Raw genomic sequence first — 10,936 nt, 5'->3', positions numbered from 1 at the left:
CCACCTCCATTTAGACCATCACTTCGTTACCGGGGGTAACATCGTCAATGAAATACGTCCTTTTCCTTTATCCACACCTTCCACCCAAACGGTAACAATATCGCCTGAAGCTACAACGTCAAGAGGATGTTTTACAAAACCTTTTTTTAGTTTAGATATATGAACGAGACCATCTTCCTTCACCCCGATATCTACAAACGCACCAAAGTCAACGACATTCCGAACGGTTCCTTGCATTTCAAGTCCTTCATAAAGATCCTTCATATCGAGCACATCTGCTTTTAAGAGTGGTTGCGGGTAATCATCGCGAGGATCCCGATTTGGTCTTTGAAGTGTTTCAATAATATCTTTCAGTGTCACTTCTCCTACATCTAACTTATTCGCCAACGCTCTACCATCAAGAGCTGACAATGCGTCCGCAGTTTCTTTCTTTCCAAGCAACTTCTTATTTACTCCCGCCTCTTCTAATACCTGTTCTGCCAATTGATAGCTTTCAGGGTGAATCCCCGTCGAATCAAAAGGATCCTTAGCATCTGGCACCCGTAAGAAACCAATTGCCTGTTCATAAGTCTTAGCTCCAAGACGAGGGACCTTCTTCAATTGAATACGTTTCGTAAATAATCCGTTCTCTTCACGAGACTTCACAATATTTTCTGCGACTGCCTTAGAAAGGCCGGCAACATATTGCAGAAGTGACGATGATGCAGTGTTAACGTCCACTCCTACCCGGTTAACGGCAGTTTCAACCACAAAGGATAATGATTCAGAAAGTCGTTTTTTTGCTACGTCATGCTGGTATTGTCCGACACCAACTGAACCCGGATCAATTTTCACGAGTTCTGATAACGGATCTTGCAGACGTCTCGCTATGGAAACCGCACTCCTCTGTTCCACTTGCAGATCAGGGAATTCATCCCGCGCTTGCGGTGAGGCTGAATAAACACTAGCACCCGCTTCATTGACAATGACGTAAGAGACACCCGTTTGCGCTTCTTTTATACAATCCACTATGAACAATTCAGATTCGCGTGAAGCTGTCCCGTTACCTATTGCAATAATAGTAATCGGGTACTTTTTCAACAAATTTAAAATAGCCTGTTTCGACTTTTCTTTTTCCATTTGCGGCTGATGCGGATAAATCACGGATATTTCAAGCAGTTTACCCGTTTCATCAACAACTGCAAGTTTACAACCTGTTCTAAAAGCCGGATCTAGACCAAGTACAACTTTCCCTTTCAACGGGGGTTGCAACAGAAGACTCTTCAAGTTTTCCGAAAATACATGGATTGCCTGCTCTTCAGCCTTCTCAGTAAGTGCAGCTCTGATTTCCCGTTCAATCGAAGGAGCTATCAAGCGTTTAAATGCATCTTCAATCGCTTCTTTTACATGGGGTGCAGAAGGCGAATGTGTTTTACGGATCAATTCACGTTCAAGCCCGCCGATAATTCTTTCGGCAGGGAAAGATATCCCGACTCGCAATACATCTTCTTTTTCGCCACGATTTAAAGCTAGAACACGATGAGGGACGATTCTTTTCAAAGGCTCTTCATATTCATAATAATTCTCAAAAACGTTTCGCTTGTCCTCTGCTCCTTTACGCACGGCTGATACGATCATCCCATCCGACCAAGCTAACTTTCGAATATTTTCCCGTATTCCCGCGTCGTCAGCAAATTGTTCAGCTACAATATCTCGCGCCCCTGCCAGTGCTTCTTCGGCTGTATTCACACCAGCCTCCTCATTCACGAAAGGAGCAGCAAGTTCTTCAGGTACGCTTCCCGAAAACTCCATTAAACTTTTCGCTAATGGTTCAAGCCCGCTTTCGATTGCAATCATGGCGCGTGTCCGTCTTTTTTGCTTGAAAGGCCTATACAAATCTTCAATTCTTTGCAACACGGTAGCGCTTTCAATCGATTTCCTTAACTCTTCATCCAATTTACCTTGTTCATCTATCAGGCGAATCACTTCTTCTTTGCGCTGTTCAAGCCCCAACACATAACTGTAGGCATCCTCAACCGCTTTGATTTGCACTTCATCCAGTGAACCGGTTTCCTCTTTTCGGTACCTCGCGATGAATGGGACAGTATTTCCTTTATCGAGTAATGCGATAACCTTTTCAGCTTGATGTATACTAACAGCCGCTTTTCCAGCTGTTGCCTCAACAATATGCCTCATCAATAAATCCACCCTTTCTTCAATGTCTTAATTTTACCAGAACAACAGCCCAAGCGCCTGAATAAAGAAACACGAGCCTGGATGCCAATAAGGGGATAGACACGCGACTTCTGTCCTGCAAGCAAGAATAAAAGTGCAGGCTGCCCTCTCCAAGGCGACAACCATATAACTTATCTACAGGATAAGATTTTATAGCACGCTATAAAATAAAAAACCTACTTCTATTTTACAGAAGTAGGCTTCCAGCAATAAATGTAGCGTCATCGCCATGTTCGATTGATTGTAATACATTTTGATATAACTCATAGGGACCTGAACTTTCTTTCATGGAAGCTTTTGGACTTCTCAAATCCACTCCGTCTGAATGAAGGAAGAACAGATCCCCTTTTTGATAATTGTATTGTTGTGTCTTTAACTTTTGTGGTCTGCCAGACAAATAGCCCATTACAGGCAAAGGGTAAATCATCTTACTGCGATCTTGAAGCATATAAAAACGGACATTGCCTACACAGCTGTATTGAATTACCTTTTTCTTGTAATCAGCTTTGACGATAGCTACTGCAGCCCCACGTTTTTGAACCATATGTTCATTGCAACGGCTGAGTAGTTCATCTATCGATTCGTGGTGAAATTCCTTCAACACTTTTGGAAGTATTTGGGCTGATTGACGCGCAATCGGACCATTACCTAATCCATCTGCAATTGCACAGATAAAATAATCTTCCTCTGCATGCAGGAAATATGTGTCACCACATTCCCGATTTCCAAACTTCGCTTCCTGATAGACGTATACTTCGACATTGTCTGTTATCATCGAATCCACTATGACACACCGCCAGCTGCCAATATTGCTTCCTGTAATTTCTTAATCGCTTTGCGCTGTAGTCTTGAAACATGCATTTGAGAGATGCCAAGTCGTTCTCCGGCTTCTTTTTGGCTCAGTTGTTCAATATATGTATACTGGATGATTTGTCGTTCACGTTCTGACAATACATTGAGAGCATTCGCAACAACCATACGCTGGTCTGTTTTCTCAAATCCTTCGTCAGTTTCTCCAATTATATCGAATAGCGTCACCGTCCCCCCTTCAGAATCAGCTTCAAGGGTATGATCCATCGAGAGCGCTTGATAGCTTCTTCCCATCTCCATTGCTTCAAGGACCAATTCTTCATCGACATCCAAGTACTCTGCAATTTCACCGACCAGTGGCGAACGTTGCATTTCTGTCGTAAGTGTTTCGACAGCCGCCTTAATCTTCGGACCTAGTTCCTTGATACGTCGCGGAACATGGATTGCCCAAGTTTTATCACGCAGAAACCGTTTAATTTCACCGATAATTGTAGGGACTGCAAACGCTTCGAAACTTCTTCCGAATTCCGGGTCATACCGGCGAATCGCACCGAGCAGACCTAGCATTCCTACTTGAGCAATATCTTCATGGAATGGCTTGCCGTTAGAATATTTCCGGGCTATTGATTGAACTAGACGTTCATAATGGAGGACCAGGTTCGTCTGGGCTGTATCATCATTCGTCTCCTGATATTGCTTGATCCATTCGAGAACCTCCGCTTTCGTCCCCGTTACACGAGGAGACGATTCACTTATTTCCTCTTTAAGAGAAGATGTTTCATTCGGTTTAGGTTCATGAGGAGATTGTTCTTTCGACATCGACATCCTCATCCCCCCGCTCTCCACCGAGATATTTAGTCATGAAGACCGTCACACCTTCCTCATGATGCACTTTTACTTCATCCATAAGTGTTTCCATCAAATAAAGACCCAGACCGCCTTCCCGGAGAAATTGAACTTCTTCTTGTTCATTATAAGGACCTACACTTTTCTTCGTTTCTTCAAAGTCGAAACTTTTCCCGTGATCTGCAACCATTATCTCCAGTTTGTCTGCATAAAGGGCACAGCCAACTACGACTTCCCCTTGATCATCTTCTTTATATGCATGCTGGACAGCATTCGTAACTGCTTCACTCGAGGCAATCTTTAAATCCTCGATTTCATCATATGTAAAACCGAGTCTGCTTGCGAGCCCCGATATTGCAAGTCGGGCAACTCCAACGTATTGCGCTTTCGCGGGAACTCTAATTTCAATATAATCATACGGTTGCATCTTTGTCCCCACTTTCTTCCATCACGATATCCATGACTTCCGCTAAACCTGTGATTTCAAATAGTCTTTTAAGACGCGCATTGACGCCGACAATTTTCACATGTCCTCCATTGGCTTTAACCGCTTTATAAAATCCGACAAAAACGCCAAGTCCAGTACTATCCATGTAACCAACTTCAGAAAGATCCAATTCCGCTTGTAGCTCTTTTACGTTTTCTGCCGTCACCAGACGTTCTCTTAACGTCGGTGCTGTAAATGCATCAATTTCCCCAACGATTTTAAAACGTTGTATGCTATTTTCTTCCACTAATTCAACTTGTAAATTCATTTTCACACCCCGAATCTCTCTTTTTAAAAAGCACATTATTAATATATATACCCTATATTTAAAGTCTTAAACCTTCCCATTCTCTTTTTTAAAAATAACAATCGTGAAATCGTCCCGCAAATGAAAGTCTTGAAGGGAGGCAAGCCTTTGGTATACTGTATCTGCGATCTTTTGGGCAGTCTCGTCTTTCAATTCCGCCAAAATCGATTTAATCACTCCATCGTCTATAAAACCAGTATCAGTCCTGACCTCAGTTACTCCATCGGTCATCATGGCGATAAAATCACCTTCTTCTAGCAGAACTGTTTTTTCTTCATAGACAACGTTTGGATGTACTCCAAGAAGGAGTCCTTTTGCATCAAGTTCCACAAATGTCCCCTCAGAAGCCTTGTACATAAGGGCAGGCTCATGTCCAGCTGAAGCATAAGAAAAAGTGGAATCCCTCGCATCATACTTTCCGTAATACATGGAAATGAACATCGAATTATCTACACTTTTTTCTACAATCCGATTCACAATATCAAGGGCATTCCCCGGTCTTGTATTTTCGTTCCTCAAGCCGTCCATTCCAAATTTGATCATTGACATGCATAGCGCCGCTGGGATTCCTTTACCCATAACATCAGCTACTGCCACACTTGCCTCGTAACTATTATCGTTCAGAAAATAAATATAGTCTCCGTTCATCTGCATAGCAGACTCCGAGACAAACCCAATATCAAGTTCTTTGAAATCAGGTTTTTTCGTTTTTAATAACGTATCTTGCACTCTTGCCGCCACATTCATCTCCACTTGGAGCTCTTCCTGTTTCCGAATGAGGCTCTGATGTTCCTTAAGCGCAAGCCCATAATGGATCATCATTTCAATGAGAAAATCAAACGAGTGCCACAATCTTTCCGGCATATCCGGCAAAACTTCAGTGAGTGCTGTTTTGTGGATACTGATGACGTCTTCGGGCGAAATATCTTTTTCTATGAATCGCCGGCTAAATTGTTGTCCTACATATAAATCTTCTTCATTTTGTCCATCTACGTATTGTTTCAGTATTTCTTTATACTGCTTTCCAACTTCCTGAGGCATCCATAATCATCTCCTCATCGGAGCCATTTGGTAGTGGTGATCGTTGTGCCCACTCCCGGTTCCGTATCCACTTTAAATTCATCCATAAGCCTTCTCACACCCGGCATACCTGCACCAAGTCCTCCGGAAGTCGAGAATCCGTCTTCCATTACCTTGCGCATATCCGAAATGCCTGGACCATTATCTGAAGCAATAATCGTAATTCCGTAGAGGTCATTTTCTGACAACCGCTTTATTTCTATCTTACCTTTTCCAGCGTATAAATAGATATTACGCGCCAATTCACTAATTGCCGTTGTGATACGCGCCTGATCGACCGTCCCGAAGCCGGACTTCTTCGCTTCATTCCGACCCAACTGGCGGGCAGCAACAATGTCCCACTCCGTATATATATCTACAGAAGACCAGTACTCCATTGTTAGGCCTCCAATTCTTTACGAAGTTTGTCCAATCCATTTTCGAGATCGAGCGCCGTCAAAACGTTCTCTAAACGAATCCCAAGTTCGATAAGTGTTATTGCAACGGCAGGCTGAATCCCAGTAATAACTACTTTCGCTCCCATTAAACCCGACATACTGATAACATCTCCCAACACTTTTGCAATAAAAGAATCGATGAAATCAATGGGCGTTAAATCAATAACAACACCTCTTGCCGTCGTTTCATGCATTTTTTTCAATAAATCTTCTTGAAACTGGATGGCGGTCTGATCGTCAAGTTCCCATTGAACAGAGACAATTAGCGTGTCATTTAGTTTTAAAATCGGAATTCTCATATTCATGATTGTTCAACCTCCACTATTGTACGGTTCGTCAGTCCAAGTGCCTCCTGCATTCCGCGCTGCAACGTGCTAGTTGTTGTGAAATCGTTCAGGTTAATACCGAGCGTAACAATCGTTTGGGCAATTTCTGGGCGAATGCCAACCAGCATACATTTTGCTCCGACAAGTCGGACAGCGTCCGCTGCCTGAATGATATGATGGGCAACCATTGTATCCACAACTGGTACACCGGTAATATCGAGAAGTACAACTTCAGCGCGCTGCTTGACTACACCTTCCAGTAAGTTCTCCATAATCAGTTTAGCCCGCTCTGTATCGATCGTACCGACAAGTGGCATTACTGATATCTTTTCGAAAACCGGTATCAATGAAGCCGACAGTTCCTGCAAGGCAATTTTCTGCAAACTTACGGTGCGATCCCATTCCACAGCATAGGCTTCTATAATACTTTCGCGTAATGGCAAAATCCAATTATCGAAAAGCGTCATATAAAGCCGCAAATTACTTTGTTCTATAACCCCTTTTTCCTCCAATAATTCAAAGACAATTTTCGAAAAGTTATCAATCGCTTTATTAACAAACTTAATAGACCAGCCAAACCGGACAACCTTTTCCGTAAAGTCCTTCAACTTCTCAGTATTGACAATGTCTTTTTCATAAATATTCGATGTCATCAGTGCTGCAAACTCACTGCTTGTTTTTTCTACAAGTTGTTCAGGCATGAAATGAAAAAACTTTTCTCCCTTCTCATCCTTCATCAGTGCTTGCCATCGCTCAATAATCTCATTAATATTTTCATCTATGCCTTCCACCAGTTGAATACTCATAATTGTTTCAATATGCCTCCTTGTGATTTCCAAATTAACGTATCTTCATTGTAACGAAAAGAATGATGCAATACACTCTTTTTGTCATATTACTTAGGTAACCAAATGGTTCCAGTGAAAAGAGAGTGAAATGAAAAGAACACCACAGAAACGAATCCATGGTGTTTTTCTTATATGTATGCTCAGAATTTGATAAGGCCAAAACTTACTTCAAGTGCTTCATCGACCTGTTCCATCAAAAATTCATCTAGGTGTGTAATCTTATCGGTAAGCCGCGACTTGTCGATCGTGCGGACCTGTTCGAGCAGAATAACTGAATCCCGCTCGAAACCATATCGCACCGCATCGATTTCAACATGTGTAGGCAATTTCGCTTTTTGGATTTGCGCAGTAATTGCCGCAATGATAACTGTCGGACTAAATCGATTTCCTATATCATTTTGAATGACAAGGACCGGTCTCGTTCCTCCCTGTTCAGAACCAACTACAGGCGACAGATCTGCAAAAAAGACGTCTCCACGTTTTATTGCCAACTTTTCATCCTCCGCTTACGAGACGTTCCACCATATGCTGGGCTTCGAATTCCACATGAAGGCATTCTGTGGCGATTCTAAGGTTGATTTGCGACATTTCGAGATAACCGTTCATCATCTCTTCCTTGATCGTATCCGATTCGTAGTCAGTTACGTGTCGTCTTGTCGAAATATAAACGAAATCACCACGGTCCAGCTCTTGATGGACGACCGTATGTTCATTTTCATTCAGCATCCGTTTCGGAATTTTAACAATGATTTCTTTCATGTTTTTATTTACACGCAACGTTAGCACCTCCGACAAACCCGTTCCCTTATTTCAATACAAGTCCATCTTACCATTGAATACCGACAATGAGAAGACACGAAAGGAATTTTATTGACAGGATTCTGCAAATTTACTAGGTTTTTTGTCGAAAGTACGAATATTATATATTCTGTCCATCTTTCCCTGTGTATATTCTCGGTACTCGCTTCGCAATGGACACGGCAATTTCATATGGAATTGTGCCGAGTCGTCTCGCCCACTCTTCCATCGTAATTTCTTCCCCACCTTGACGGCCTATTAGCACTACTTTTTCACCAACCAGCAATTCCCGCGGAAGCTTCACCATGCACTGGTCCATGCAGATTGTTCCAATGATAGGCATCCGTTCGCCGCCGATGAGTACTTCCTGTCCGCGCAGACCGCGTCGCAGACCATCAGCATAACCAATTGGGATTGTACCAATCCACTCCGCTTCCGAAGTTTCGTAGGTGCCTCCGTAGCTAATTCGATTACCTGCCTCCAGCAACTTCACATAAGCGAGCTCACTTTCCAGCACGAACGATCTTTCAAGGCGAAACGGCAATTTCCCTCCTACATATTCCGAAGGCGCGATACCGTAGAGTCCGATTCCGAAACGGACTGCGTCAAGCGCATATTCGGGATAGAGGAGGGTTGCTGCGCTATTTGACGCATGAACAAGCCTTGGTTTTTCAGGCAATGTCTGTACTAGCTTCATGAACATTTTAAATTGTTCTTCTGTACTCACGGGGTTTTCTTCATCTGCACAAGCAAAATGTGTGAAAATTCCATCCAAAAGTACTTGGTTAGAACGTTCAATGACCGAAGCGAGAGACCGGAGTGCATCCACATCCCTTAATCCGATTCTACCCATTCCACTGTCAACTTTTACATGGACTTTCAACGGTCGCTTAAAACTTTCACTGATATCCAATGCTGACTGCAACCACTCAGCACTTGAAACGGTAATCGTAATCCCCAATTCAGCTGCTTTTTCAGCAAACATAAGCGGAGACGGCCCCATGACGAGGATGTCCCCGCTAATACCCGCCACTCGGAGTCGTACCGCCTCGTCAGGTGTTGCTACTGAGACCATTTCTGCACCAGCCTCGAAAGCGGAGTGAGCAACTTCCACATCACCGTGACCGTAGCCATCCGCTTTCACGACTGCAATAATTGAAGTTTCGCTTCCCAAATACGCTTTTAGATTCCGAACATTAGTCCGAATCGCTTCCAGTTCGACGATCACTTGCGTCGGGCGGTAATGAACAGGGTTTTCCATGACTCTCCCTCATTTGCATAGTAATACCCCCTATTATCCATCCCCCGCCCTTTTTTCGTCAACTATAGTTATTTCATACCTTCCGCTTTCATCGATCCAGCTACTTCAATCATCTCATCTTGCGTCAATGATTCAGAGGCGATGAAGAAGGAAACACCTTCACTTTCCCAACGTAGTGATTTTTCTGTAAGTGCAGCGATGGCGAATCCAAGATCGACAGGATCTCCTTCAACGGATACCGGCATTTCGTTATCAGGTCTAACTGCTGGTTCCTGTATAATGACGAACTCCTTTTCCCCTCCAAACGTCATAAATGAACGTGTACCAGTATCCGTTTTCACCACTTCCTCATCTAGGAGAGTGCCCTCTGCCCAAACTACTGATGGATAGTACGTGGAGAGTCCTGTTTTTTCATCATCCGCAGGCTCAGTTTCTTTACTCGTATTGGTTTCTTCCATATCTACTTTGTAATCTGCGGCCTTTCGTTCGATGCCAAGTGTAATCTTATTAAATGTGATACGAATTTTCTCTTCTTTATTTTCATCCAGAACTGAAACATACGTTGGCAAGAGTGTCTTTTTGTCAATATGAATTTGCTGGGTTGGCAGAACTTTCTTATGATTATTCCTTGTTGCAGTTTCAAAGACATAGGTATTATCCTCTTCGGTCATCGTAGCATTTTCATCAGCTTTAATATCATCTGACAAAGCACCAATTAAGTATGCCTGACTATTTTGTGCGGGCCATTCACTTTGGAACTTATATGTCTTACCAAGTGATGGCGTGACGACAAACACACCTTCTTTATTGCGTACGATCATTTGGGAGTCCTTACTTCCTGACTGCGTTACGTTAACGCGATAAAAAGTTGGCTTCGTATGCCAGACCTCAACCTCATATAAACGTGGCTCTGCTCCCGTCTTAATTTCCATGGTCGCTTGCAAGTCATACCCTTTCCCATCACTCCACTTTCCACTGAGCTTTTTCATGACGTCCTCTTTCGACGGCGCCCCACATGCCGCGAGGATTACCATGACTGCAACTAACAAAAGAGCAAATATCCGGCTACGCATACAGTTCATCCTTTCTCATTTCAATCGGGTAGGTCATCTTATGAGGAAGGACGAACAATTATGCAAGAAGGATTACTTGAGCTGCTGCGACGGTTTGCGTATGGGTAATCGAAATGAAACCATTAATTGATTCGCCTTTAAAAAATACAGTCGGCTTCCCGCTCGGCTCAGGTAATATGCCGATGTCCGCGAAGTTACACCGAGTTCCAATCCCTGTTCCTAACGCCTTGGCGAATGCTTCTTTCCCTGCAAATCGCCCCGCGAGGAATTCTATTCGGCGGTTACTTGTATGCGATTCGTAAATCTCCAACTCCTTCTCTGTTAAAATGCGCATCCGGAATCTCGGACTCCTGCCATCCAACTTAGCGATTCTATCCAATTCGACGATATCAAGCCCAATTCCTGCAATCAAAAAAACTCCTCCTTTCCAACTAGACCATAAGATATGT

14 protein-coding genes are annotated in these 10,936 nt (G+C 43.2%); all 14 read right to left on the bottom strand.

What is annotated here, in order from left to right; genetic code table 11:
- Positions 1–18 precede the first annotated feature (18 nt).
- Positions 19–2,175: a Tex family protein gene (locus tag MKZ11_RS07015; RefSeq protein ID WP_340793312.1), complete on the bottom strand. Its 2,157-nt coding sequence runs from the start codon at positions 2,173–2,175 to the stop codon at positions 19–21.
- A 226-nt stretch (positions 2,176–2,401) separates the two neighbouring features.
- The gene (locus MKZ11_RS07010) at positions 2,402–2,989 is read right to left on the bottom strand and encodes a PP2C family serine/threonine-protein phosphatase (protein ID WP_340793310.1); all 588 of its coding nucleotides are present in this window, start codon (positions 2,987–2,989) and stop codon (positions 2,402–2,404) included.
- Positions 2,990–2,997: 8 nt separating this feature from the next.
- Positions 2,998–3,843, bottom strand: coding sequence for an RNA polymerase sigma factor SigB (sigB, locus tag MKZ11_RS07005; protein ID WP_445326980.1), 846 nt, complete (start codon positions 3,841–3,843; stop codon positions 2,998–3,000).
- The gene (rsbW, locus tag MKZ11_RS07000) at positions 3,818–4,297 is read right to left on the bottom strand and encodes an anti-sigma B factor RsbW (protein ID WP_340793309.1); all 480 of its coding nucleotides are present in this window, start codon (positions 4,295–4,297) and stop codon (positions 3,818–3,820) included. The genes sigB and rsbW overlap by 26 nt, the downstream gene beginning before the upstream one ends.
- A complete protein-coding gene (locus tag MKZ11_RS06995) occupies positions 4,284–4,625 on the bottom strand; it encodes an STAS domain-containing protein (protein ID WP_340793308.1) in 342 nt (113 codons plus the stop codon). The genes rsbW and MKZ11_RS06995 overlap by 14 nt, the downstream gene beginning before the upstream one ends.
- Positions 4,626–4,691: 66 nt before the next feature.
- Positions 4,692–5,705 carry a PP2C family protein-serine/threonine phosphatase gene (locus tag MKZ11_RS06990; RefSeq protein WP_340793306.1) on the bottom strand — a complete coding sequence of 338 codons (1,014 nt, stop codon included), beginning with the start codon at positions 5,703–5,705 and terminating at the stop codon, positions 4,692–4,694.
- 14 nt (positions 5,706–5,719) lie between these two features.
- A complete protein-coding gene (locus MKZ11_RS06985; RefSeq protein ID WP_338653740.1) occupies positions 5,720–6,121 on the bottom strand; it encodes an anti-sigma regulatory factor in 402 nt (133 codons plus the stop codon).
- 2 nt (positions 6,122–6,123) lie between these two features.
- A complete protein-coding gene (locus MKZ11_RS06980) occupies positions 6,124–6,486 on the bottom strand; it encodes an STAS domain-containing protein (RefSeq protein WP_218843276.1) in 363 nt (120 codons plus the stop codon).
- On the bottom strand, positions 6,483–7,313 hold the full coding sequence (locus MKZ11_RS06975; RefSeq protein WP_340793300.1) for an STAS domain-containing protein: 831 nt from the start codon (positions 7,311–7,313) through the stop codon (positions 6,483–6,485). The genes MKZ11_RS06980 and MKZ11_RS06975 overlap by 4 nt, the downstream gene beginning before the upstream one ends.
- 182 nt (positions 7,314–7,495) lie before the next feature.
- Positions 7,496–7,846, bottom strand: a complete 351-nt coding sequence (locus MKZ11_RS06970) for a type II toxin-antitoxin system PemK/MazF family toxin (protein WP_067205315.1) — start codon at positions 7,844–7,846, stop codon at positions 7,496–7,498.
- 4 nt (positions 7,847–7,850) lie between these two features.
- A complete protein-coding gene (locus MKZ11_RS06965; RefSeq protein WP_445326979.1) occupies positions 7,851–8,132 on the bottom strand; it encodes a transcriptional regulator in 282 nt (93 codons plus the stop codon).
- Between the two features lie 142 nt (positions 8,133–8,274).
- Positions 8,275–9,414 (bottom strand): alanine racemase, encoded by a 1,140-nt coding sequence (gene alr / locus MKZ11_RS06960; protein WP_340793297.1) that lies wholly within the window; start codon positions 9,412–9,414, stop codon positions 8,275–8,277.
- Between the two features lie 68 nt (positions 9,415–9,482).
- The gene (locus tag MKZ11_RS06955) at positions 9,483–10,487 is read right to left on the bottom strand and encodes a LolA family protein (RefSeq protein ID WP_340793295.1); all 1,005 of its coding nucleotides are present in this window, start codon (positions 10,485–10,487) and stop codon (positions 9,483–9,485) included.
- Positions 10,488–10,545: 58 nt separating this feature from the next.
- Positions 10,546–10,899, bottom strand: a complete 354-nt coding sequence (gene acpS, locus MKZ11_RS06950) for a holo-ACP synthase (RefSeq protein ID WP_340793294.1) — start codon at positions 10,897–10,899, stop codon at positions 10,546–10,548.
- Positions 10,900–10,936 lie beyond the last annotated feature (37 nt).

It is taken from the genome of Sporosarcina sp. FSL K6-1508 (genome assembly GCF_038007465.1).
Lineage (GTDB): Bacteria > Bacillota > Bacilli > Bacillales_A > Planococcaceae > Sporosarcina > Sporosarcina psychrophila_B.
This window is presented reverse-complemented; position numbering and strand designations above follow the sequence as displayed.

Bases quoted from the DNA above. Each gene is read 5' to 3' on its own strand.
- sigB (WP_445326980.1), bottom strand. From the start codon at position 3,843: ATGTCGAAAGAACAATCTCCTCATGAACCTAAACCGAATGAAACATCT.
- MKZ11_RS07010 (WP_340793310.1), bottom strand. From the start codon at position 2,989: ATGATAACAGACAATGTCGAAGTATACGTCTATCAGGAAGCGAAGTTT.
- MKZ11_RS06995 (WP_340793308.1), bottom strand. From the start codon at position 4,625: ATGAATTTACAAGTTGAATTAGTGGAAGAAAATAGCATACAACGTTTT.
- MKZ11_RS06955 (WP_340793295.1), bottom strand. From the start codon at position 10,487: ATGCGTAGCCGGATATTTGCTCTTTTGTTAGTTGCAGTCATGGTAATC.
- MKZ11_RS06975 (WP_340793300.1), bottom strand. From the start codon at position 7,313: ATGAGTATTCAACTGGTGGAAGGCATAGATGAAAATATTAATGAGATT.
- MKZ11_RS07015 (WP_340793312.1), bottom strand. From the start codon at position 2,175: ATGAGGCATATTGTTGAGGCAACAGCTGGAAAAGCGGCTGTTAGTATA.
- rsbW (WP_340793309.1), bottom strand. From the start codon at position 4,297: ATGCAACCGTATGATTATATTGAAATTAGAGTTCCCGCGAAAGCGCAA.
- MKZ11_RS06985 (WP_338653740.1), bottom strand. From the start codon at position 6,121: ATGGAGTACTGGTCTTCTGTAGATATATATACGGAGTGGGACATTGTT.
- MKZ11_RS06990 (WP_340793306.1), bottom strand. From the start codon at position 5,705: ATGCCTCAGGAAGTTGGAAAGCAGTATAAAGAAATACTGAAACAATAC.
- MKZ11_RS06980 (WP_218843276.1), bottom strand. From the start codon at position 6,486: ATGAATATGAGAATTCCGATTTTAAAACTAAATGACACGCTAATTGTC.
- alr (WP_340793297.1), bottom strand. From the start codon at position 9,414: ATGGAAAACCCTGTTCATTACCGCCCGACGCAAGTGATCGTCGAACTG.